Raw genomic sequence first — 21,618 nt, 5'->3', positions numbered from 1 at the left:
CGTGCCGTCGCCACCAGGTACGACAAACTCGCCGTCCGCTACGAAGCGACCGTGCTGGTCGCAGCCATCAACGAATGGCTGTGACCAGCACTTTCACAACAGGCCCTAGTGATCCAGGTGGCGATCTTGATGCGGGCCTCGCTGCGGGTGCGGAAGGTGTGCCGGTGGACGTACTCGACCTTCAGCACGCTGGTGAACGCCTCGCTCACGGCGTTGTCAAAGCACGAGCCGACTCGGCCCATGGGCTGCACGATGCCCAGCTTGCGGCAGGCCCGCTTGAACTTCCGGGAGCAGTATTCGCTGCCCCTGTCGGTGTACATGATCACGCCGCGGACGTCGCCGCCCCGGGTGGCCGCGGCCATGTTGAGCGAAGCCACCACCAGCTCGGCGTCATGCCGGGCGCCCATCGCGTAGCCGAGCAGCCGACGGGAGAACAGATCGATCACCGTTGCCAGGCACAGCTTGCCCTCGCCGGTGTCGATCTCGGTCATGTCGCCTGCCCAGACGAGGTCCGGTTCCTCGGCACTGAAATCACGGCGGACGAAGTCCGGGGCGGCCGGGCGCCTGCCCGGCCTGGTCAGCGACCGGCGGCGCCTGACCTTCCGGCCCGCCAGCCCCGGCGCACCAGCTCGATGGACACCTTCGGTGAGCCATAGGTGCCCCCGGACCGATGGAAGATCTCCTCGATCTCTTCCGCCAGGTGCTGCCGGCGCATCTCCCCCTCGGTCGGCGGCCGGTCGCGCCACTTGCAGTACCACGACTCCGACACCCAGAGCCCGGCAGGCGACGCGATGCGGTATGCCCTCCTCGGCCGTGCAGCTGCTGATCACCCCGACCGCCACGGCCGGGTCCGCCTCAGCTACTTCACCCACAAGGCCACGAATCGCTTGCACACATCACGCTCTCCAGCTCGCGAATGCGTTTGCCCTTCTCCCTGCCTCGGGTCCGCAACCGCTCCAGATCCGCCCGCTCACTCTCCCGCAGCCGGCCACCAGAAGAAGACGGCTCGGCCACCAGCCGGTCCGACGACGGCGACCCGTTGCGCCGCGCCCGCGACACCCAGCTGTGCAGCGTCCCGGGATGGACGCCCAGATCCTCGGCGACCTCCGGAACCGGCTTCCCGGTCTCCGCCACGATCCGCACCGCCCCCTCACGGAACTCGGCGTCGTAGATGCGCTTCCTGGATGCCATGACCCCCAACTATCCCTCCGGTCACGGTCTCCACAGTAGGAGGGGAGGTGCAACTCGTCACCCAAAACAGCAGTTCAGGGCCGCGAATGACGCAGGTGACGCAGAAATCCCAGCCTCGGACACACACGCACTGAACACCGCCCAGAAGACCGCTGTGAGTTCCCCCTGCCCACTACCCACCAGGCCCTGACTGTCGCCGAGGTCATGGCCGCCCTGCGGCTCAGCCGCTTCACCGTCTACAACCTGATCCGCTCTCGCGCCCTCCCCAGCTTCACCGAGGGCCGCTCGCGTCGGATCCCCGCGGACAGCGTTCGCGCCTACCTGGAAGCCAAGTTGGAGGAAGCCGCCTGATGGCACGCAAGAGGAATCCGAACGGCGCCGGCAGCATCTGGCAGCGCAGCGACGGGCGTTACGAGGCGCGCGTCTACGTCCCCCAGCCCGACGGCACTCGCAGCCGGAAGACCGTGTACGGCAAGACATGGGCGGAGTGCGACGCCAAGCGTCAAGAGCTGGTGCTCCGCGACCGCCAGGGCATCCCGACGCCCACCCGCTCGGCCAAGCTCTCCGAGTGGCTGCCCTTCTGGCTGGAGACGTTCGTCAAGCAGGACCGCAAGAAGACGACGTACGCCAAGTACGAGACCCACGTCCGTCTGTACCTCATCCCGCATCTGGGCTCCAAGCGTCTGGAGACCCTCGGCGTGCGGGACGTGCGGCGGATGCTGGCTGCCGTCACCGCGCAGGCCTCCGCTGCGACGGCGAAGGAGTCGCACCGCGTGCTGCGCAGCGCGCTCACCGCTGCGAACCGTGAGGAGCTGATCAGCCGCAACGTGGTGATGCTCGTGCCGGCGCCACGCATCGTCCAGCGTGAGTTGAAGCCGTGGGACCTCGAAGAGACGCTCACATTCTTGGAGGCCAGTCGGCGCGACCCGCTGTACGCGGCCTTCGTGCTGGCGGTCGCCCTGGGGCTGCGCCGGGGCGAGATCCTCGGGCTGCGCTGGTCCGACATCGACTTCGACCGCCGGACCCTGACCGTGCGGAATCAGATTCAGCGCGTGCAGAAGGAGCTGTACGCGGACTCCACCAAGAATAGGCGGAGCCGAGTCATTCCCCTCCCCCGGATGTGCGTGGCGCCCCTGCGCTGGCAGCGGATGCGGCAGGTCGCCTTGCAGGCCGCGGCCAAGGAACAGGAGTGGGAGGAGAGCGACTACGTGTTCACGACCCGCACCGGCCGGCCGATCGAGCCGCGCAACATCAGCCGGTCCTTCGAGCGGATCGGTCAGGCCGCCGGCCTGCCGCGGATCCGGCTGCACGACGCGCGGCACGGGTGCGCCACGCTGCTGTTCGCGGCCGGGGTGGCACCTCGGGTGGTGATGGAGATCCTCGGTCACTCGCAGATCGCCGTCACGATGAACATCTACACCCACGTGGCCGACAGCGGCAGGCGGGAGGCCATGGGACACATGGACCGGCTGCTGCGCCGGCGGCGGCCCGCCGAATAGGCGTTGCCGTCACTTTTAGCCGTCAAAGGCCCCCCAACCAAGATCGGTTGGAGGCCTTTTGACTGGTGGGCGCGGACGGTTTCGAACCGCCGACATCTGCTTTGTAAGCTCGTGCGGGGCGCTCTCACCAGGGGCGGATCGCTGGTCACCTCCGCCACGGCAAACCGCGTACGACCACCGTCATCCGCCGTCGTTGATGTCAGTTTTGGATGTCAGCTCCGGCGGCGGCTGCGAGTGGCCAGTCACTCCTCGTCGCTGCGCTCCAGGACCAGTCCGACGGACCCGTCTTCCAACCCGTTGCTGTCTTCGAGGTGCAGATGGGCTCCATCGGGAACTCCTTCGCCTGCCAGCACCAGAAGATGCCCGGCAAGCGTCCTGAGCCCCGCGGCATTCGCCTCGATGACGACCTCGCTCCCGAGATTCCGCACCTCGATCCGGGCATCGGCATCCCAGGAGAAGCGGAGCCCCGTGCCCTCAACGGCAGCCGTGACGTGAGTGCTCTCGATCGGCGCTGAGCCGCTTCCGGAAGTCATGGAACTCATGATGCCCCTGCACAGGCAAGGCACCGGAGACAGGGGGCTTGGCCCTCGTACACAGACACTGGCGGAAGCTCGGGAACCGGTGGTCACCAGGCGCGCCAGGCGTCCGTGATCTCGGCACGATTGATGCCCCTCCTCGTTGCCAGAGCAGCCACGTCCACACCATGCTCGCCCAAGGTGCGGTCGATGTACTCGCACAGCTGCTCCCGCTCTTCGGTGCAGTAGCCGGCGCCACCATGGCTCGTGTCGCCGTCCACAGCATTGAGCGCGAGTACAACCCTCTCGACCGCTCCAAAGACCTCATCGTCGGAGGGCTCCAGGAGCCCACTCACCTCCGCCTCGAAGGCTTCCAGCACCGAATCCGTCGCCATCAACAAGGACTCGGGGTACATCGCCGCCGCGCCGGAACACTCGGGTCCCAAAATCCCGGCCTCGACATCGCGGGCCACCTCCGCCATCCAGGCACGCCAGTTCTCAGGGGGTCTGTTCGCCATGGCGAGAAGGTACGCCGAAGCACTGACAACCCAGTTGGGTTGTGCGCTCTCGTTGATGTCAGACCGCCCTGACATCCTGCGCTCGTGAGAATGACATGGGCCGACTTCTGGGCACTGATAGCCACCCTGGACGGCGAAGCAACCCAAGGGAGCTGCCAGCGCCTTGCCGAGGAGCTGAGCCGCCGCCCCATCCCCGACATCATCGGCTTCGCCGAACGTCACGCCGAGGCCCTCTACCGCCTGGACCAGGAGAAGTTCGGAACCCTCCCCGTGGTCGACCTGACAGATCGAGACGGCAGCCCGTTCCCGCAATCGTCCGACGTCTTCCTGTACACACGCTGCGCCGTCGTAGCCGCAGGCCAAACCGTGTGGGAGAGCGTCTTCTTCGACGTCGACAAGTTCGCCCCGTACACCTCCACCGAGTACGACGGTGAATGGCTGCTATCCGTACCGGACAAGGCGTACGAACTGGCCACTGGCAAGGAGTGGGACCGCTTGACCCGGTACTGCTTTGAGAGCTACTCCAACCAGGACGGATGGCCCTACCTACAGGGCTGAACCGGACTACCGTGCGATGGGGATCTCGTAGACGATCTCGCACAGGGTGGCGGGCACGACGATGTCCGCCGTTTCCACGGGTCGCCCCTGGTCGCTGTAGTAGGTGCGCCGGATGTGCGTGACGAGCGCGGCCTTCTGGATCCCGAGGAGTGAGGCTTCCTCGGCGGTGGCCTGACGCGGTTCGGGCTGCTCGACGGCATGGCTGACCGTGATGCCGATCTCGGCCATCCGGTTCACGACGCCAGCCCCGGCGTGTGGCCCGCCCTCGGGAAGGACGACGAGAGTTCCGCCGGTGAGGTCGTACGGCTCCCAGCTCGTGGACAACTGCACGGGCCGTCCGTCGGCGAGGAACTCGTACACCGTGCGGACACACAGGTCGCCCTCGGCGATGCCGAGCCGTGCGGCGATCTCCGCCGGCGCCGGAACCTTGGCCTCGGTCCGGCTCTCCCAGTCCCCCTGCCTACCCAAGGCCTTCATGTCGGCCCGGAACGGCGAACCACCGCCCTGCTCGCGCGCTGACGAGCGGACCACGCGCACACGCTGACGAGGCTCCGCGACGTACGTTCCGGATCCCGCCCGCCCCTCCAGGACCCCTTGGGAGATCAGCAGCTCCTGCGCCCGGCGGACGACGTTCTCGCCGACGCCGCACTCTTGGCCGATCTGGGCACGCGAGGGGAGCCGGTCTCCGGGCTCCCACTCGTGCTCCGCGATCCTCCGCCGGAGTTCGTCAGCGATGCGGAGATACGGCGGCTGCTGCTCAGGCATATGGAAAATCTAGTCCACTAGCCCTAATCTAGTTAACTAGCTTCACGCAACGTGATCCCTTGGCGACGGAGGCTCTCCTGTGCCCGCTTCGGCAGTAAGCGCGGAGGACATCGCCGCCCGGCTGTCCGCCCTCGGACTCACCACGCGCGTGGAGGAGCACGCCCGTCACATGTGGATCGAAGCGGAGGTGCCGGAATCGCTTCCCGCCGAGACATGGCGGGAGGCCTTGGAAGTGGTGGCGGAGGCCGATCGATTCGGACTCCAGGCCAGCAGCTTGAACGGCCGGACCTTATGGGCAGCCGTACACAGAACGGTCCCCGCGACGCGCGATGTCCGGGGACCTGGCCATCAGCGATAGGAGCTGATCAGCGTGTTGAACCGTATCCGCCGCGCAGTTGGGCGCACCAGAGTGCGCCCCTTAGGACCGCCGTGCTTCATGCCGCCGGAGGTCAACTGATGCATGCGAAAGCCGTCCCCTACCGATCGAGCTCGTGTCGGATCGGCACGCACCACGAGTGCGCGCAGTCCTCGCCGTCCTTGGCACCAGTCGGCGTCCCCGTGATCTACGAGGCGTGCGACTGCCCCTGCCACCCGGCGACCGACCGGGAAGCGTCGAAGGAGGCAACCTCATGAGGAGCTGGACGCCGGTCGGCGCGCTGGCCTCCAACGTCGAGATCACCTCGGCCAACGTCCAGCGGGGCGATGTCATCCAGATCGGCGGCCAGCCGTGCCGCGTGGCCGACCTCATCCAACTTCCGGGCGGTGCAAAGCGCCTCCTCTTCGAGTCGGGCGAACTGCTGACCATGCATTCCCGAACCCGGCTCATCGCCCTGAGGATGCAGAGAGTTGGTGATCAGCGCCGTGGCCTCTCGCCGTCACGTCATCGCCGATGACCTCAGGGCCCAGATCTCGACCGGCCACATCAAGGCCGGCGACCGCCTTCCCTCCGAAGCCCAGCTCGCCGCCCGCTACACGGTCAGCACGCCGACCCTACGGAGCGCCCTCGCGCTCCTCCAGGCCGAAGGCCTCGTCGAAAAGGTCCACGGCAAGGGCAACTTCGTCCGCCCCCCTCTTCGCAGGATCACGTACCTCGGCGGCGGCCCAACACTGCCGACTCCGGGCTTGCAGATCAGCGTCCGGACCGCCAAAATCCGGGCGCGCGGCCACCTTTCCGTCTTGCTGCGGGTACCGGCTGGGAGTCCCCTCACCGAATTCCAGTGCCTGAGTCACGACGGAACCTCGCCCCACAGCCTGTCCCACGTCTACATCCCTCGCGATCTGGCGCCGACTGTCATACCCGACGAGTCGACCTGGCCCACAACCGTGGCGACGCCATTGGCCGAGGTCGAGGAGAGACTCTGCGCTCGCCTCCCCACCCCGTTGGAAGCGGCAACCCTCCGAATCAGCCCGACCCTCGCCGTTCTGGCGATCACCCGCGTAGCGACCGACAGCGCCGGCCGCGTCGTCGAGGCCGCGCTCCTGGCCCTCCCCGGCGACCGCGCGGAAGCCACCTTCACCACCCACCACACGCCCGAAGGCAGAAGGGCCGAAGGATGACGCCTCACAACGAGCTCCGACTCCTCCCATGGTCGGGACCCGACGGCAAGCCCTGCTTCCTGAGCACCGACGGCACCAACGGCCCCTTGTCCCGCCTGGCCGACCGCGCCGAAGCCACCCAACTCGAAGTCGCAGTGCAGCTCTTGGAGCACGCCCAAGAGGTACTCGCCGACGAGTCGACGGCCCCGGAAGAACTCCGTCTCGTGGCGTCAGACCTCACCGGCGCTCTGCGAGACGCACTCCGCGTAGCCGCAAGCCGCGGCCACCGCCTCCCGACGCTGGGCACCTCCGACCACAGAGACAGCAACGAGGTCCCCCACCTGTCGGCAGGCGCCTTCGGCTAACAGCCACGCGCCACAACGACACGAAGCCCCGGGCCAAAGCCCGGGGCTTCGTGCACACGGCTCCGGAGGCCCCGTGCGTCCCACATGTTTCACCAGGTCAGGAGTTTAGGAGAGGCGCGCGCCGTTCCGTAGGTCCACGAATAGGCCGCAGCTTGCAGGGGCACCGTGGATGCGCTGCGTCGGAGCACCGCTAGCGGAGGAACGAGTACACCAGCACGACCACCACCAGGACGCCCAGCCATAGCGGGACGCCGGTTGTTGTGAAGCGCCCCCGGTTGTCCCTAGGCTGCGACCGTCGTCGCTTAGTCATCCCAGCCCCCTACGATCGCGATGCTTCCCCAGCGCCCAGGGTGGGGCTGATGGCCGCACGCAGATAGAGCGAGAACCAGCCGCAGCTGTCCAGGGCCGAGTTTCGTTAGACCGGGATCCTCGGCATCGGTAGAACTGCACACCAGACCTGAGGGCTGTGCGCGTTGGTTTTACGCCACCGTGGCGCCCGGTTACAGCCAAGTTTCCCTTGTGTCGAATAGTGCGTCATACAGTTGCAGGGTTGACGTCAGGCAACGGCTGAGGGGGGAGCTGTGGAACCGGAGATCGTCGCATTGGCCAGTAGTGCAGGAACTACCATCGTCACCTTGATGGCTACGGACGCCTGGGAACGGGTGCGGGAGGGGATCACGTCACTCTGGCGACGTGAGCACGCAGAGCGGGCCGAATCTGTCGCTGTCGAACTCGATGTCACCCGCGAGGACCTTCTCGTAGCCTCGGAGACGGGTGATTCAAATGTTCATGGTGAGCTTCAGGCGGAATGGCAGGGGCGGATTCGACGCCTTCTCGCTATCCGGCCGGAGGTAGCCGGCGAACTGCGGAGGCTGCTGGATGAACTGGCCGCGCAGCCAGGGGGCGCCCCAGCAGTGACGCAACATGCCACCGCCTCGGGCCATTCCAGGATCTATCAGGCAGGCCGCGACCAGCACATTATCGACTGATGAGGCTCACTAGGAGGTTGTGCCGACGGCTGTGGCAGGGTCTGCCAGGTGTCTGGTCATCTGGGAATCACTGAGTATGCGCGGGCGAGGGCAGAGCGAGTGAGTGAAGGGGGAGCGCTGTTGCTGCCCACTGTCCGGCTCGAGTTGATGCAAGCCACAGGTTCATGACCGGCTTCCGGCGTCCTGATCGGCTTTTAGTCGACGCGTAAAGGCGTCCATTACTGGCGATGAATAACCTCTGCCTATCAGCGTTGAACCTACTTCCTCTAAGATCTCGATGCCTCGGCCGGCACCAGCCTTGTTGGCAATCTCCAGCGCTGACATCGCATGCTGGAGAGAGATGTCGCATTCCCCCTTTCTTGCGTAAGCTAGAGCCAGGTATGAGAGATGAAATCCTCCCTCATGGCCGAAATCTTCACCCCATCCATCCATGGCTGCTGATGTATTATTGATCGACTCCTCGAAGCGTCCAAGCCTTAGTAGGGCTATTCCTTTTTGGGCTTGGAGATGGCGTGCACGCATAAAGCTAGCGGAGATTCCGAGAGGGTTGCTCGAGAGATGTCCCGCACCATCTAGAAGCTCCTCGGCGGTATCGAGGTATTGTCGAGCTTTTCTTTCGTTGCCGAGAATCGACCAAGCCTGCGCGCATTGTAGGTGAGCGTTAGCTGAGATTCGATGGATGTTCTCGCCCTCTAACTTGGTGGAGAACTCGGCCATCCCCAATCCTAAGGCTCCATTGCCCTGGTCGGCTGCCACTTGGGAGCGGCGTGAGAAGAAGTACGAGGCTAGAACCTCGTCGCCTCCAGCCTGGGCGAGTATGATTGATCGATCGGCATATACCGCTGCTTTATCATAGTCCCCGCGGCTTTGCCACAGCCAGCACGAGAAATCCATCCACAGGGATTGCAGTCTAAGTAGGCTCTGAGCGATGTGAGTTTCGCCTGTCTCCTTTATTAGCGCATCGACGAGGCTAACTTGATGGTGAACCAATGGGAGAAGTCGTGTCGGCCCTATCACCCTCTCAGAGGCTACGAGATTCTTGCGTAAGTGCGCCAAGGATGTGACTAGGTCGGGCGCGACTCGCACCGATCCGCCCAACCGGCTGACGCCACCTAAGGCGACACTCCCGACCACCTGCATGAAACTTCGCCGGTCCGGTTGAGGTGATGTATCGGCTGCTCTCTGGACTAATCCAGGCGTGAGAGTCGAAGCCTCAAGGGTGTGTAAGGTGATGGAGACGTTGTTGTGTGTGACATGCTGATCTCTGCGTGCTTGATAAATTCCACTGTTCCCCGATGCGGTCGCGTGCAGGTCAATAGAACTTTCCTCGATCTCATCCATTGCTTTCCCTCTGAAACTGGCGAGTCGGGTGGTGCTTGTGAGACACCTGGAATTGAGCCTCCTGGGTACTAACTATGCCCCTTAGGTTCTTCCTGTAAGCAACTACTCGGGAGAGATCGTCAGATCATCGGTGGACCCGAGTGTGGCCCGCGGAGTGGTGCCGAGTCGAACTGCTGCTCGTGCTGGGTGGGGCGCGTACGATCGCTGGGCAGATCAACTGTGGTGCGGCGTGGCTCAACAGGCTGGTCAAGATCGCGGGGACAGGAGCAAGTTGACCTAACGTGGTCGGGCATAGTGCCGTTCGTTGAGTGACGACGACTCCATCGGCATTGCCGCTTTGCCTCATCCTTATCAGGTCGATGACCCGGGGTACGCGATCTCGCACATTCCGTTTGCAGTCCCCACTGACCTGCCGCCGAGGTTGATCAGCGATCGGCGGAATCCGCTCCTGTTGGTGTCAGGCGCTGATGTCAGCCGTCACCACAGCGCTTGACGACTCCAGCGGCTCACGGGATCGCCTGCCACTCCAGGTCCACAGCGTCCGCAACCTGGACGTTCTAGGCTGAGTGACTTCGCGCATGTAGGTGCTGCGCCCCCTACTCAGCATCTTGATTGCCTCGCCCAGCCCGACTGGATCCCAAAGATCCAAAAGACTCTCGTGGCTCTCGGGTACCGCGGCAAGCTTCTCAAGTCGCCCGATTGCCGCCTTGACCTCATCAATGCCGGGAAAGGTTGGCAACGCATGCGCCTCTACCCTGGCCCTGCCGATCGGCTCCAAGATGGCGAAAACATACGATTCGCGCTGTTTGTAATCAGTGGCATCGATATCGCCCAGCGCAACGACGTAACGAGTGCCGGCATCCGCTGCTTCGATGAGGTGTTTGAGCGTCGTCTCGAACCGAGCTACGTCAAACTTGGCAATCTCAAGCTTGCCCTCCCAGAGGATCCGATCTCGGGCTACGCCCTTCTGGGTCCACCGCGTAACGCCGCCGACGATGAGTGCTGCACCAGCCGTGATCAGCGGCGCAACGGTGACGATGGAATCAAGCTGCATGGTCATATGCTGCACGACCTCCTAGCTCAGGACACAGACCCCTCCTGACTGCACTGCCACCTTCAGCTTTTGTCCCACCGATCACCGGGCAAAGCGCCGAAGTGCGGCGCCGACCTTGTGAGCGGAGCGCGCCACTCGCAAGCGGTTTTGCACGGACCCACTGCCGCCAAACTCGGGCCCCGACTCGCGCCGGGGCCCCGGGTGGTCAGCTGGCGTAGTCGCGGGGGTCGTAGCCGTGGTTGCAGACGGGGCAGAGGGTGAGGTCTTCAGGGTCGTCGGAGTACGGGTTGGGGATGATGCCGGCGTCGCACTGGGGGTCGGTGCAGGCCATGGTGTGCTCCTTCGAGGTCGGTGCCGTTGTCCTGATGGGCACCGCCCCTGCACGGTTCTGGGTGGGCGCACAAGGTGGAGCGCGCCACTGTACGAACGACCTTGTGCGCCCACCCAGAACCGTGCCGCCCTCGGGATCAGGACAACGGCGCCGACCGGCAGCCACCACACGAGTGCCCCGCCCCGCCCCGCCACTGGGCCTGACCGCAGTTCCTGCGCCGCCCCCGCCGTGCAGCACAGGTGAGCCCAGTGCCCAGGCGCTTTAGGGGCCCAGCTTCTCGCTCACAGCCTCGGCGTGCTTGGCAATCTGATCAAGTTTGGCCACCACGGTTTCGCGATCGAGGGCCATCCCCTCCATGACGTTCAGGTCGATTACGTAAGTCATGGGAGCGATCGCGCCCGTGGGCCCCACCGCGTTCACCGTGACGGTGTACTGGCGTGGCAGATCGGTTCTTTGGTAGAAGCGGCCACCGAAGGTGAAGAACCACTCAAGGCGACGGCCAGGCGGCAGGAAAGGGATCCTGCGTCCTACGGCGGACGCAATGTCCGTGTCCCAGTTTGGGCTCTCGCCTCCTTGGATTGGCGGGTCGATCGTGAACTCGACATCACGGGCTACTGTCTTGCCGAGGTTCTCGATCACGAAAACCAGGATCCCGCTGCCGCCAGCGCGAGGGCAGATGTCCACCACGACGTAGGGGTCGTTCGCCTCTTTACTCACCCGCTCGGCGAGCCTCAGTTGGTGCCCCGCATAGACAGCCTGTCGACGTGCGTAGAGAAGCGCACCCAGGCTAATCACGACGGCCAGTGCCGCTATGTAGTTGCCCATATCGCGAGAATAGATTGAAACAAGCCATCTGGAGGGTGAATGGCCGAAGATGGCCGGTGGGGTTTCAGTCCGCCGCAACCAAACGATCGCCCAACTCTCATCCCGTCCGCCGTCGACCCACACGCATGTGGAGCGGACGCGGGGCCGGGCGTCCAGGTGGAGCGCGCCACTGTACGAACGACCTGGACGCCCGGCCCCGCGTCTGCTCGGCTTGTCCTGGGTCGATGGCGGACGGGATGGGAGTTCCCCACCCCAGCCATCCACGGGCCGGCACCCGCGAACGGCGCCCCCGCCATCCCGGAGTCGGAGCGCCCCCGCCGGAGGCATCGTCTTGACGCGAGCTGATCAGCCGGCCGAGCCACCGCGGTTCTCACCATCAACCCGAGCCGTAGGCGTGCGGACGGCGGCCGGGCTGGAGCGGGGCGTCAGACAGGAGCGCAGGCCCGGGCGACGGGCCGCGCGCGCCGCGCTGTGCGCGGCGGGTGCCTTGATGAAGTAGAGAAAGTCTTACCGCGCTGCCCTCAAAGGACGATCGGCTTGTACGCCATGGCCCTGTCGACGACCTTTCCGGGCGTCAGCTCGGGATCGGGGTCCCAGAAGATGTAGTCGCTGATGTGCGGGCAGGCCAGGCCCCGTTCAAGGGAAGCCAGAATCTCGGAAGACTCTTCCTCGGGAGTCTCTGGGTTCATGAGGTGTTCGACGAGGAGGATCGCTTCCTCGCGGGTCATCCGCCATGCCGGTTGTGTGCTCACTAGTGCGTGATCAGGTGGCGGCCGTCGTGGCTTCGGACGTGGGGGCCGTTTTCGTCCAGGGCGTCCAGGAGGCGGATCGCGTAGACCTCGGCCATGCGTTCCTCGACCTCGGCCGGCGTCAGCCAGTCCACCGCGGTGGACTCGTCCGAGGTTCGCTCGGTGCCGCCTGAGGGCTTGCAGCGGAAGACCAGGGCCACGATGCCGCGGGTGGTGTTCTTGTACACGCCGGTCAGCTCGTCTACCTCGACGTGGATGCCCGTCTCCTCCAGGACCTCGCGGGCGACGCCCGCTTCCGGTGCCTCGGTCAGTTCGAGGACGCCGCCCGGGAGCTCCCACGTGCCGTTGTCCGCTCGGCGGATGGCCAGGAGGCGCCCGTCTTCGCGCACTACCGCTCCGGCCACGGACACCGAGTGGAGTGGCGTTGACTTTGTTCCCGCGCTCCCGTTACTCATGTACAGGAGCATATGAGAGTGGGTAGGACTGTGGGAACTCCAGCAGGAGCTGGCAGGGCCGTACCTCGGTACGTGCAGATCGCGGACGAGATCGTCCAGCAGATCCGGTCCGGCGTCCTCAAGGCCGGCGACATGGTTCCGAGTGAGTCGGAGCTCGTCGAGCGGTACGGGGTTGCTGGGGGGACTATTCGGAAGGCCATGGTCGAGGTTCGGGCCAGCGGGCTCGTCGAGACCCGGCACGGCAAGGGTTCGATCGTGAAGGACCGGCCTCCCGTACGGCTTCGGTCTTCGGATCGCTTCCGCGCTTCTCACCGGCGGGGCGGTAAGGCTGCCTACCTCGCCGAGTCCGAGCAGTCCGGCGCCACCGCGAAGGTAAGCGTCCTCTACATCGGGCCCATGGAGGCGCCCGCGGACATCGCTGAGCGGCTTGGTGTCGAGGTGGGGACTCAGGTGCTTGCGCGGCGTCGGCTGTACTTCCGGAACGGGACGCCCGTCGAGACCGCCTCGTCGTACCTGCCGTGGGACGTGGTGAAGGACATCCCCGAGCTGTTCGCCGAGAACCCCGGCCCGGGTGGCATCTATGCCCGGCTCGAAGACCACGGTCACACCTTCGCCGAGTTCGTGGAGACGCTCCAGGCTCGGTCGGCCGCGAAGGCGGAGGCCTCCGAGTTGGCCCTGAGTCCTGGCGCCCCCGTGATTCAGCTGGTGCGGGATGCGGTGACCACGAAGGGGCGTGTCGTGGAGGTCTGCGACACGCTCATGGCCGCTGACCAGTTCGTCTTCCAGTACCGGATCCCCGCGACCGACTGACGCTCGCTCAACTCCCCTCAACCCGCTGCGGATTCTTTCCGTGGCGGGTTGACTCATGTACAGGAGTGGTGCACTCTTCCCCATGTCACTCCTGTACAGGAGTGGATGAGTCCAGCCTATATAGAGGAGTGATCCACTGTGCGTCAGATCCCCGTCGACACCTCCGCCGCGATGGTGATGGTGGCCCAGCCCCCGGCCCCGAAGATCGCGAACCGTCAGACCGGTGAGATCGCCACCGACCGGGACACCGGTGCCCCGCTCATGACTGTCGATGTCATGTTCGTCATGGACGGCAACGCCGAGATCCTCAACCTGACCGTGCCCAAGACCGGCATCTCCGAGGAGCTGTCGATGGGCACCCCGGTCGCCCTGACCGGGGTCGTCGCCCGGCCGTGGGAGAACGAGTTCAACGGCCAGAAGCGGCACGGCATCAGCTTCCGCGCCGTCGCCGTCACCTCGCTCGCCGCCGCGAAGGTCGGCTGACCCATGACCGCCTTAACGGTCACCCTCGCACTGGTCGCCACGGTCGCCCTGCTGCTGCGGTGGCAGCGTCCGGCCTGGTACTGGATGAGCTTCGGCGTCGCCTTCGCCGTGGTGCGGATCCTGGCCCGGTATGCGTCGGTCATGGACGCGTGTGGGCTGACCGTCCCGCCCTCGCGCTGGCGCCTGGCGCTGGCTCGGATGACCGGCCGGCCCATCCTCGACTCGCGGGCGCCCCGGATCCTGCGGCTGCGGCCGACACGTACTGGGCTCGTACTGCGGGTGAAGCTGCGCCCCGGTCAGGACGCATTCGACTTCTCCGCCGCCTCGGACCGGCTCCGGCACTCGTTCGTCATGCAGAACGTCACCGCCCGGGAGATCCGCTCGGGTGTCGTCGAGCTGCGGATGACCGGGTACGACGTCCTCAAGCGGGTCCAGATGCCCGCAACTGCCCGTGCCGGGGCGATGCGCGTTCCGGTCGCCATGCGGGAGGACGGAGAGGTCTACTACCGCGACTACCGCCAGACCCCGCACGCGCTGAACGTCGGCGCCACCCAGTCCGGGAAGTCCGTCTATCAGCGCAACCTCGTTGCTGCGCTCGCTCCGCTGGATGTCGCCTTGGTCGGGATCGACTGCAAGCAGGGCGTTGAACTTGCTCCGCTTGCCCGGCGGTTCACCGCCCTGGGCGACAACCCTGACGCCGCCGCCGACCTCCTCGACGCCTTGGTCGAGCACATGGAGGACGTCTACCAACTAATTCGCCGCGAGCAGAGATTGAGTGCAGACCTGCCGGATGCGGAGATCACCGCCGACATCTGGGACCTGCCCGATCGTCTGCGACCGACCCCGATCGTGCTCCTGGTCGATGAGGTCGCCGAACTCGCCCTCTTCGCCACGAAGGAGGAAGAGAAGCGCCGGGACCGGATCATCACCTCACTCGTCCGGCTCGCTCAGCTCGGCCGTGCCGCCGGCATCTACCTGGAGATCTGCGGGCAGCGCTTCGGCTCCGAGCTCGGCAAGGGCATCACCATGCTCCGTGCCCAGCTCACCGGCCGGACCGCTCACCGCGTCAACGACGAGACCTCCGCCAACATGGCCTTCGGCGACATCGCCCCGGACGCCGTCCTCGCCACGGTTCAGATCCGCACCGACCGGCCCGGCACCGCCGTCGCCGGCGACTCCTCCGGTGGGTGGGTCCGCATCCGCACTCCCCACCTCACGCTCCGGCGAGCCGTGAACATCGCGAACTCCCATGCTCACCGCACGCCCGAGATCCCCGCGCTGGACGCCTTCCGGCCCGTCCTGCCGCCGCTGGGCAAAGCCGCGGCGCCCTCGGCCGTCACTGCTCCCGCGATCGCCTGAACTCCCTCGCTCCACGGCGGCGTGACCGCATCGCGCCAGGTCTCTACCCCTCCCATGCCCGAAACCGGAAGGAGGACCCTCCGATGCGTCCCATCCGCCGACCGGACGCCGTCCTCGTACAAGCCGTGATCGCCGGCGCCCTGTCCTTCGCTCACCTCCACGACCTGGCTGCGGCTGCCGGACAGTCCGGTTGGAAGGCCTGGGCCTACCCGGTCTCCGTGGATCTCCTGCTCGTCGCCGCCTGGCACCGGCTGCGGACCTCGCGGGCTGCCGGTGAACCTGCCCGCTCGGCCTGGACATGGTTCATGGTCGCCCTGGCCGCGTCGCTCGGCGCGAACGTTGCCACCGCCGGTCTCCTCGACCTCGGCCATGTTCCCGCCTGGCTGCGCATCCTCGTCGCGGGCTGGCCCGCCCTCGCGTTCCTCGGCGGCACCCTCCTTGTCCACTCACCTGGGCATCCGGCGGCGCCTGCCGAACCCGACACGACCACCGAGCAACCCTCAGCCGTGGAAGCCGTCATCGAGCGGGATGACGTAGCCGAGCCTGCGCCGGAGATCGCCGCCGCACCGGCCCTTCCCTCCCCGGAGCCGGATCCGGAACCCGCACCGGAGCCCGAACCCGCCCCCGTCTCCGTACCGCCGGCGCTCGTCGCTCACGCCCGGAAGGTCGCCGACGACTACCGCGCCCGCACCGGCTACCCGATCGACGCCGACACCCTGCGCGCCCGCCTCGGCGTCCCGCCCCTGATGGCCAACGCCATCGCCGCCCAGCTCGCCTGAGAAGGAGATCGACCATGCGCCACTCGACCCGGCACGCCCTGGAGCGCGCCGCCGAACTGACCCGGAACAACCGCCTGGTGGAAGCCATGGCCACCGCCGAGCCCGTGATCCTCGCCGCCGACGAGTACGAGTCGGCCGAGATTCGCCAGTGGCTCAACGAGCACGCCGACGACTTCACCAGGGAGGCCTGAGCCATGGCCGCCCGCGACCACTTCCACTCCGTGATGCGGATCGGCCCCGTGCAGATCGGCACCCACCGCGACCGCCACGGCCGTACCAAGTACGCCGCCGTCTGCACGTCCGACCGCTGCGGCTGGTCCTCCGCCTACTCCAGCTCCTCGGCCGCCCAGCTCGCCGCCCGTACGCACCGCTGCCGTATCACCGACTGAACGGAGCACGCCCATGGACGTCCCTCTCTGGCTCGCGCTGGTCGTCGTCGGCGGCCTCGGCATCAAGCTCATCCGCCCGCCCTGGTGGCTCGTCGCCGTGATCCTCCTCGGCGGCTACCTCCTCGCCGACAGCGTCCTCGCCCCGCTCATCGACACCACGATCAACAAGTAGGGAGACCCACCATGCTCCGCCCTCGCATCCCGGTCAACCCGCTTCCGACCGGCCTCGTCACCCCGCTCGTCCAGCCGACCACCTCGGCCGACATCGAGCCGGCGGCCTGCAACCACCACGATCACACCCTCGCGCCCATCCCGGCCACGCCCCGCGTCCAGGTCCCGGCCGTCCGCCTCACCCCGACCGGTCTCCTCGCCGTCGTCGCCGGCGGCGCCGGACTCGTCCTGGTCGTTGGCACGGTCCTCGTCTCGATGCTCCTCGCCGTCGCCGTCAGCGCCGCCTCGGTCGCCGTCTGCGCCGTCGTCCTGCGCTCGCTCCTCAACGACCAGCACAAGCGCCGCTAGTCGGGCTCCCGGGCGGCTCAACCGCCAAGTCTCCGCCGCCCGGGAGCCCCGCCCCTATCCAGTCCAGAGAACCAGAAGGCGCCTGCTCATGATGACCGACACCGACCACGTACCGGGCCTGGCCCCGGCCACCCTGAGCGACATGCTCCGGGTGGCCGCCTCCCCCGGCTTCGACCGCTGGAAGGAACAGATTCACCGCACCGGTGGCTGCTCCCAGCCCATCCATCTCCAGGGCTGGACCCTGACCCGGGACAAGACCACCGGCGAGGCCCTGCACCGCTACTCCACCGACGCCGAGCCCGGCGGACGGCTCCGGATCGCCTGCGGCAACCGCCGTGCCTCCCGCTGCCCCGCCTGCGCCTGGACCTACGCGGGCGACACGTACCACCTCATCCGCGCCGGCCTTGCCGGAGACGACCGCCGCGACATCCCGGCCGCCGTCCGCGATCACCCCCGTGTGTTCCTGACCCTCACGGCGCCGTCGTTCGGGCCGGTCCACAACCGGCCCGGCACCCGGCCCTGTCGCTGCGGCACCCGTCACTCTGAGGACGCTGCCGAGCTGGGCACGCCCCTCGATCCCGACGCGTACGACTACGCCGGCGCCGTGCTGTTCAACAACTACGCCGGACAGCTCTGGCAGAGGTTCGCCACCCGGCTCCGCCGTGAGATCGCCGCCGCTGCCGGGCTCTCCCAGCGGGAGTTGAAGGAGGTCGCCCGGCTCTCCTACGGGAAGGTGGCCGAGTTCCAGAAGCGCGGCGCCGTCCACTTCCACGCCGTGATCCGCCTCGACGGACCCGACGGGCCCGACACCCCTCCCTCGTCCTGGGCCACGACCGAACTCCTCACCCGAGCCATCCAGGCTGCCGCTGCCCACGCGTACACGACCATCGCCGTCCCCGCCGTCGGCGATCAGCCGTTACGCCGACTCCGCTGGGGCACCCAGCTCGACATCCGGCCCGTCCGAGCCTTCGGCGACGGCTCCGACATCACCGAACAGGCCGTCGCTTCCTACATCGCCAAGTACTCGACCAAGGCTGCCGAGACCACTGGAAGCCTCGACCGCCGTATCGGCAACCGTGAGGCCCTCGTCCTCCTCGCCATCCCCGAGCACACCCGCCGCCTCGTCGAAGCCTGCTTCGACCTGGACCCGCTCTACCCCGACCGCCGCCTCCTCGCCTGGGCCCACATGCTCGGCTTCCGGGGCCACTTCTCCACCAAGTCCCGGCAGTACTCCACCACCCTGGGCGACCTTCGCCAGACCCGCGCCGACTACCGCGCCGCCCAGGAACGCACCGCCCGCGGCCTCGACGACATCCAGCCGGACACCGTCCTCGTCCTCGCCTCCTGGGCCTACGCCGGTCAGGGCCACTCCCCCGGTGAAGCCGCCCTCGCCGCCTCCATCGCCCGGGACATCCAGCTCAACCGTGAGACCGCCCGCGAAGCCCTACGCGACCAACTCGCCCTGGAAGGAGCCGCAGCATGACCACCGCCACCGCCGAGCTGCTGACCGTTCCCGAGGTCATGACGCGCCTCAAGCTCGGCCGCTCCACCGTCTACGACCTCATCCGGTCCCGCCGCCTGGTCTCCATCACCATCGGCCGGTCGCGCCGCGTTCCCGCCGACGCCGTCCAGGACTTCATCAACAACCAGATTGAGGAGGCCGCCTGATGGCCGCCCAGCGCAAGCGCAACCCCAACGGGGCCGGCACCATCACCCAACGGTCCGACGGCCGCTATCAGGCTGCCGTCTACGTCCTCCAGCCCGACGGCACCCGCGCCCGGAAGTTCGCCTACGGCAAGACCTGGGCCGAGTGCGACGCCAAGCGCCGCGCGCTCCTCGACAAGGTCGACAACGGCGTTCCCGTCCCGACCCGTTCGATGAAGCTCTCCGAGTGGCTGCCGTACTGGCTCGACAACATCGTCAAGCCGCGCCGCAAGAAGACCACCGCGGCCAAGTACGAGGTGCACGTCCGGCTGTACCTCGTTCCGATGCTCGGGCCCAAGCGGCTGGAATCCCTCGGCGTCGCCGACGTCCGGCGCTTCCTCGTCCAGTTGGAGAAGAAGACCAGCGCCGCCACCGCCAAGGAGTCCCACCGGGTCCTGCGCACCGCCCTCACCGCCGCCTGCCGTGAGGAGCTGGTGAGCCGGAATGTCGCGACGCTCGTCGAGCCGCCGACCGTCGCCGCCCGGGAGCTCTCCCCCTGGTCCCTGGACGAGACGCTCGACTTCCTCGCCGCCGCCCGGAAGGACCCGCTGTACGCCGCCTTCGTGCTCGCCATCGCCCTCGGCTTCCGCCGCGGTGAGGTCGTCGGCCTTCGCTGGGAGAACGTCGACCTCGACAAGCGAGAGATCCGGGTCAGGACTCAGCGCCAGCGGGTGGCCGGTGAGGTATACGAGGACGATCCCAAGGGACGCCGGCGCAAGCAGACGCTCCCGCTCCCCGCGATCTGCATCGCGCCTCTCCGGTGGCAGCGTCTCAGGCAGGCCGCCGCCCGCGAGCGCGCCGGAGAGAAGTGGACGGACACCGGGTACGTCTTCACCACCCGCACCGGACAGCCCATCGAGCCGCGGAACCTCTACCGCTCGTTCACCCGCGTCGCGAAGAACGCTGACCTCCGCGTCGTCCGACTCCACGACGCCCGGCACGGTACGGCGACGCTTCTCACCGCCGCCGGCGTCCCGCCCCGCGTCGTGATGGAGATCCTCGGTCACAGCCAGATCGCCGTCACGATGAACGTCTACACCCACGTCGTCCAGGACACGCAGCGCGAGGCCGTGAGTCACATCGACCGGCTGCTCAGGAGTCGTCCCCGGTCGTGATCGACCGTTCCCGTTGATGTCAGATGTAGATGTCAAAGGCCCCTCGCCATGATCGGCGAGGGGCCTTTTCCCTGGTGGGCGCGGACGGTTTCGAACCGCCGACATCTGCTTTGTAAGAGCAGCGCTCTACCCCTGAGCTACGCACCCGTGGATGAGTGGACAGCCTACATGGCGGGCACACCCCCCACGCAAACCCGTTCCCGTGGGGGAGAATGGACCGGGGCATGGCGGACACGTACGGGAGAGGGACTGTGACGACGGCATCCCGGCGGTGGTTCGGTGGGCGGGACGAGAGTCGGCGGGCGGATGCGCAGGCGGCCAAGGATGCCGCCGCGGCCGCGTTCTACGAGCTGGACACGGCGCAGCGGGATCTGCGGATCTCGATCGAGACCATCGCCGCGGCGGACGGGTCGCCCGCGGCACGGCAGGCGACCGAGGGTTTCGCCGCGCTTGGGCAGCGCATCGACCAGGTCAGCCACGTCTACATCGAGGCGGTCGACGCGCACGACCTGGACCGGGCGGAGCTGGAGGCCGCGGTGGCCACGCGTGCGCGGGATCAGCTGACGCGTGCCCGTGATGAACTCGTGCGGGTCAAGGGGGAGCTGGAGCGGTTCGCGCAGAGCCTGCAGCCGTTGCTGGACAAGGCCGAGACGCAGCTCGCGCGGGTCGCGCCGGCGCGGGAGCGGGCCAGGGCCGCGCTGATCGGGGCCAGTGATGCGCTGGACGCCGTGCGGGCCAAGGGGATGCGGGCCGACGACCTCGCGGCGCGGCTGGCGGCGCTGGGGCCGGAGCTGACCAAGCTGAACCAGGGCGCGGCACAGCACGGGGTGCAGGAGACGGTGCGGCGCGCCGACCGGATCCTGCGGGACGCGGAGGCCATACGGGCGGAGGCGGCGCGGCTGCCGGAGCGGGCGGCGGAGATCGACCGGCGGCTGGTGAGCCTGCGGACCCGGGCGCAGGCGCTGCGCAATCGGGCGGAACGGGTGGATCCGGTGCTGAGCGAGTTGCGGCGGCGGTTCAGTGCGGCGTGCTGGCAGGACCTCCAGCAGGTGCCGGACGAGGCGGTACGGAGTGTGTCCCGGGCCGAGGAGCAGCTGCGGGAGGCGGGCGCGGCCCGGGACGAGCAGCGCTGGGCGGACGTGGGGGCGCTGATCGAGGCGGTCCGCGGTGCGCTGGAGGCGACGGACGAGGCGGTGTCGGCGGCGCAGGACCGGCTGACGCGGCTGGAGGCGGTGGCGCGGGATCCGCAGGCGGAAGTGGATCGGACCCGGTTCGCGATCCGGGACGCCCAGCGGCTGGCGATGGCGGGGCGCAGTGTGCCGGATCCGCGGCACGCCCGGCCGCTGGACGATGCGGTGGCGCGGGTGGGCCGGGCGCTGGACGGGCTGGAGGGCAGGCATCCGGACTACTGGGCGTTCCTCCAGGAGATGGAGGCCGTCCGGGCTTCCGTGAACCGGGTGGTGACCGGCATCCGGGAGGAGCTCGCCCACGGCTAGCGCGGGCGGGTCTGCTCCGCCCCTGCCTTCGCGGCTCCGCGGCCCCGTGGCGCTTGTCGCGCCGGTCTTCTGGGTCGCGCTTGTCGTGGGGCGTCCGGCGACGGATGCTGGAGGGTGCGGGACGGAGCAGAGGAGGCCTCCATGGCTGCCCACACCTTCCACAAGCCGCATGCGTCCCAGGCACCCCCGGTGTCGCAGCAGCCGTATGCGCCGCATGCGGCGTACGGATGCACCGAGCCCCATGAGCACTATGCGCCCTACGTGGCCCACGAG

The 21,618-nt window shown here is 67.5% G+C and carries 32 protein-coding genes and 1 tRNA gene; 20 read left to right on the top strand and 13 right to left on the bottom strand.

Going from position 1 to position 21,618, the window contains the following annotated elements:
* Nucleotides 1-38: 38 nt before the first annotated feature.
* From ACFW2G_RS13885 to ACFW2G_RS13875, 3 genes are all read right to left on the bottom strand, one after another.
* Nucleotides 39-614, bottom strand: coding sequence for an IS3 family transposase (locus tag ACFW2G_RS13885; RefSeq protein WP_384456343.1), 576 nt, complete (start codon nt 612-614; stop codon nt 39-41).
* A complete protein-coding gene (locus tag ACFW2G_RS13880) occupies nt 578-715 on the bottom strand; it encodes an IS3 family transposase (protein WP_384456345.1) in 138 nt (45 codons plus the stop codon). Before ACFW2G_RS13880 ends, ACFW2G_RS13885 begins: the two co-directional genes overlap by 37 nt.
* Nucleotides 716-864: 149 nt before the next feature.
* Entirely contained in the window at nt 865-1,191 is a 327-nt protein-coding gene (locus ACFW2G_RS13875; RefSeq protein WP_384456308.1) for a transposase, read from the bottom strand.
* A 165-nt stretch (nt 1,192-1,356) separates the two neighbouring features.
* Between ACFW2G_RS13875 and ACFW2G_RS13870 the strand changes: the two genes are divergently transcribed.
* Both ACFW2G_RS13870 and ACFW2G_RS13865 read left to right on the top strand, forming a co-directional pair.
* Nucleotides 1,357-1,542, top strand: a complete 186-nt coding sequence (locus ACFW2G_RS13870; RefSeq protein WP_384456348.1) for a helix-turn-helix domain-containing protein — start codon at nt 1,357-1,359, stop codon at nt 1,540-1,542.
* Nucleotides 1,542-2,690 (top strand): tyrosine-type recombinase/integrase, encoded by a 1,149-nt coding sequence (locus ACFW2G_RS13865; RefSeq protein ID WP_384456311.1) that lies wholly within the window; start codon nt 1,542-1,544, stop codon nt 2,688-2,690. The genes ACFW2G_RS13870 and ACFW2G_RS13865 overlap by 1 nt, the downstream gene beginning before the upstream one ends.
* Nucleotides 2,691-2,932: 242 nt before the next feature.
* On the opposite strand, the gene ACFW2G_RS13860 is transcribed toward ACFW2G_RS13865, so the two are convergent.
* Both ACFW2G_RS13860 and ACFW2G_RS13855 read right to left on the bottom strand, forming a co-directional pair.
* On the bottom strand, nt 2,933-3,223 hold the full coding sequence (locus tag ACFW2G_RS13860) for a hypothetical protein (RefSeq protein ID WP_384456314.1): 291 nt from the start codon (nt 3,221-3,223) through the stop codon (nt 2,933-2,935).
* A gap of 92 nt (nt 3,224-3,315) precedes the next feature.
* Nucleotides 3,316-3,723, bottom strand: coding sequence for a hypothetical protein (locus ACFW2G_RS13855; protein WP_384456317.1), 408 nt, complete (start codon nt 3,721-3,723; stop codon nt 3,316-3,318).
* Nucleotides 3,724-3,813: 90 nt separating this feature from the next.
* Here ACFW2G_RS13855 and ACFW2G_RS13850 point away from each other — a divergent pair, with 90 nt between their 5' ends.
* Nucleotides 3,814-4,281, top strand: a complete 468-nt coding sequence (locus ACFW2G_RS13850) for a DUF4240 domain-containing protein (RefSeq protein WP_384456352.1) — start codon at nt 3,814-3,816, stop codon at nt 4,279-4,281.
* 6 nt (nt 4,282-4,287) lie between these two features.
* Here ACFW2G_RS13850 and ACFW2G_RS13845 read toward each other — a convergent pair whose 3' ends face one another.
* Entirely contained in the window at nt 4,288-5,046 is a 759-nt protein-coding gene (locus tag ACFW2G_RS13845; RefSeq protein ID WP_384456320.1) for a GntR family transcriptional regulator, read from the bottom strand.
* Nucleotides 5,047-5,125: 79 nt separating this feature from the next.
* On the opposite strand from ACFW2G_RS13845, the gene ACFW2G_RS13840 reads away from it, so the two are divergent.
* The 5 genes from ACFW2G_RS13840 (at nt 5,126) to ACFW2G_RS13820 (ending at nt 7,936) form a co-directional block, all read left to right on the top strand.
* Entirely contained in the window at nt 5,126-5,404 is a 279-nt protein-coding gene (locus ACFW2G_RS13840; protein ID WP_384456322.1) for a hypothetical protein, read from the top strand.
* Between the two features lie 271 nt (nt 5,405-5,675).
* A complete protein-coding gene (locus ACFW2G_RS13835) occupies nt 5,676-5,939 on the top strand; it encodes a hypothetical protein (protein ID WP_384456325.1) in 264 nt (87 codons plus the stop codon).
* Nucleotides 5,896-6,603: a GntR family transcriptional regulator gene (locus ACFW2G_RS13830; protein WP_384456355.1), complete on the top strand. Its 708-nt coding sequence runs from the start codon at nt 5,896-5,898 to the stop codon at nt 6,601-6,603. The genes ACFW2G_RS13835 and ACFW2G_RS13830 overlap by 44 nt, the downstream gene beginning before the upstream one ends.
* Nucleotides 6,600-6,947 (top strand): hypothetical protein, encoded by a 348-nt coding sequence (locus ACFW2G_RS13825; RefSeq protein ID WP_384456327.1) that lies wholly within the window; start codon nt 6,600-6,602, stop codon nt 6,945-6,947. The genes ACFW2G_RS13830 and ACFW2G_RS13825 overlap by 4 nt, the downstream gene beginning before the upstream one ends.
* Before the next feature lie 581 nt (nt 6,948-7,528).
* The gene (locus tag ACFW2G_RS13820; protein ID WP_384456329.1) at nt 7,529-7,936 is read left to right on the top strand and encodes a hypothetical protein; all 408 of its coding nucleotides are present in this window, start codon (nt 7,529-7,531) and stop codon (nt 7,934-7,936) included.
* Between the two features lie 162 nt (nt 7,937-8,098).
* Here ACFW2G_RS13820 and ACFW2G_RS13815 read toward each other — a convergent pair whose 3' ends face one another.
* The 6 genes from ACFW2G_RS13815 to ACFW2G_RS13790 form a co-directional block, all read right to left on the bottom strand.
* Nucleotides 8,099-8,653: a hypothetical protein gene (locus tag ACFW2G_RS13815; RefSeq protein ID WP_384456332.1), complete on the bottom strand. Its 555-nt coding sequence runs from the start codon at nt 8,651-8,653 to the stop codon at nt 8,099-8,101.
* A gap of 1,081 nt (nt 8,654-9,734) precedes the next feature.
* On the bottom strand, nt 9,735-10,337 hold the full coding sequence (locus tag ACFW2G_RS13810) for a hypothetical protein (protein WP_384456335.1): 603 nt from the start codon (nt 10,335-10,337) through the stop codon (nt 9,735-9,737).
* Between the two features lie 199 nt (nt 10,338-10,536).
* Entirely contained in the window at nt 10,537-10,662 is a 126-nt protein-coding gene (locus ACFW2G_RS13805) for a hypothetical protein (RefSeq protein WP_384456338.1), read from the bottom strand.
* A 261-nt stretch (nt 10,663-10,923) separates the two neighbouring features.
* Nucleotides 10,924-11,487 carry a hypothetical protein gene (locus ACFW2G_RS13800; RefSeq protein WP_384456341.1) on the bottom strand — a complete coding sequence of 188 codons (564 nt, stop codon included), beginning with the start codon at nt 11,485-11,487 and terminating at the stop codon, nt 10,924-10,926.
* Between the two features lie 521 nt (nt 11,488-12,008).
* Nucleotides 12,009-12,239 carry an e9imm peptide gene (locus ACFW2G_RS13795; protein ID WP_384456576.1) on the bottom strand — a complete coding sequence of 77 codons (231 nt, stop codon included), beginning with the start codon at nt 12,237-12,239 and terminating at the stop codon, nt 12,009-12,011.
* Nucleotides 12,239-12,703, bottom strand: coding sequence for an NUDIX hydrolase (locus tag ACFW2G_RS13790; RefSeq protein WP_384456573.1), 465 nt, complete (start codon nt 12,701-12,703; stop codon nt 12,239-12,241). The genes ACFW2G_RS13795 and ACFW2G_RS13790 overlap by 1 nt, the downstream gene beginning before the upstream one ends.
* On the opposite strand from ACFW2G_RS13790, the gene ACFW2G_RS13785 reads away from it, so the two are divergent.
* The 11 genes from ACFW2G_RS13785 to ACFW2G_RS13735 all read left to right on the top strand — a co-directional run bounded on the left by ACFW2G_RS13785 (nt 12,704) and on the right by ACFW2G_RS13735 (nt 19,849).
* A complete protein-coding gene (locus ACFW2G_RS13785) occupies nt 12,704-13,501 on the top strand; it encodes a GntR family transcriptional regulator (RefSeq protein WP_384456570.1) in 798 nt (265 codons plus the stop codon).
* Between the two features lie 138 nt (nt 13,502-13,639).
* Nucleotides 13,640-13,984, top strand: coding sequence for a hypothetical protein (locus ACFW2G_RS13780; protein ID WP_030688073.1), 345 nt, complete (start codon nt 13,640-13,642; stop codon nt 13,982-13,984).
* A 3-nt stretch (nt 13,985-13,987) separates the two neighbouring features.
* Nucleotides 13,988-15,343, top strand: coding sequence for an FtsK/SpoIIIE domain-containing protein (locus ACFW2G_RS13775; protein ID WP_384456567.1), 1,356 nt, complete (start codon nt 13,988-13,990; stop codon nt 15,341-15,343).
* A gap of 83 nt (nt 15,344-15,426) precedes the next feature.
* Complete coding sequence (locus ACFW2G_RS13770) at nt 15,427-16,122, top strand: DUF2637 domain-containing protein (protein WP_384456564.1); 696 nt, start codon at nt 15,427-15,429, stop codon at nt 16,120-16,122.
* A gap of 14 nt (nt 16,123-16,136) precedes the next feature.
* Nucleotides 16,137-16,313 carry a hypothetical protein gene (locus ACFW2G_RS13765; RefSeq protein WP_384456561.1) on the top strand — a complete coding sequence of 59 codons (177 nt, stop codon included), beginning with the start codon at nt 16,137-16,139 and terminating at the stop codon, nt 16,311-16,313.
* Nucleotides 16,314-16,316: 3 nt separating this feature from the next.
* Nucleotides 16,317-16,511, top strand: a complete 195-nt coding sequence (locus tag ACFW2G_RS13760) for a mobile element transfer protein (RefSeq protein ID WP_384456558.1) — start codon at nt 16,317-16,319, stop codon at nt 16,509-16,511.
* 13 nt (nt 16,512-16,524) lie between these two features.
* On the top strand, nt 16,525-16,683 hold the full coding sequence (locus tag ACFW2G_RS13755) for a hypothetical protein (RefSeq protein ID WP_384456555.1): 159 nt from the start codon (nt 16,525-16,527) through the stop codon (nt 16,681-16,683).
* Nucleotides 16,684-16,694: 11 nt separating this feature from the next.
* Nucleotides 16,695-17,030 (top strand): SpdD-like protein, encoded by a 336-nt coding sequence (locus ACFW2G_RS13750; RefSeq protein ID WP_384456553.1) that lies wholly within the window; start codon nt 16,695-16,697, stop codon nt 17,028-17,030.
* Nucleotides 17,031-17,121: 91 nt separating this feature from the next.
* Nucleotides 17,122-18,513 (top strand): replication initiator protein RepSA, encoded by a 1,392-nt coding sequence (gene repSA, locus ACFW2G_RS13745; protein ID WP_384448804.1) that lies wholly within the window; start codon nt 17,122-17,124, stop codon nt 18,511-18,513.
* Nucleotides 18,510-18,698, top strand: coding sequence for a helix-turn-helix transcriptional regulator (locus tag ACFW2G_RS13740; RefSeq protein WP_384448640.1), 189 nt, complete (start codon nt 18,510-18,512; stop codon nt 18,696-18,698). The genes repSA and ACFW2G_RS13740 overlap by 4 nt, the downstream gene beginning before the upstream one ends.
* Entirely contained in the window at nt 18,698-19,849 is a 1,152-nt protein-coding gene (locus ACFW2G_RS13735) for a tyrosine-type recombinase/integrase (RefSeq protein WP_384448642.1), read from the top strand. Before ACFW2G_RS13740 ends, ACFW2G_RS13735 begins: the two co-directional genes overlap by 1 nt.
* A gap of 72 nt (nt 19,850-19,921) precedes the next feature.
* Here ACFW2G_RS13735 and ACFW2G_RS13730 read toward each other — a convergent pair.
* Nucleotides 19,922-19,996, bottom strand: a tRNA-Val gene (locus tag ACFW2G_RS13730).
* 65 nt (nt 19,997-20,061) lie between these two features.
* On the opposite strand from ACFW2G_RS13730, the gene ACFW2G_RS13725 reads away from it, so the two are divergent.
* Nucleotides 20,062-21,345, top strand: a complete 1,284-nt coding sequence (locus ACFW2G_RS13725) for a hypothetical protein (protein WP_037924026.1) — start codon at nt 20,062-20,064, stop codon at nt 21,343-21,345.
* Nucleotides 21,346-21,618: the final 273 nt, after the last annotated feature.

The sequence above is a fragment of the Streptomyces sp. NPDC058880 genome, assembly GCF_042742535.1.
Taxonomy (GTDB): domain Bacteria; phylum Actinomycetota; class Actinomycetes; order Streptomycetales; family Streptomycetaceae; genus Streptomyces.
This window is presented reverse-complemented; position numbering and strand designations above follow the sequence as displayed.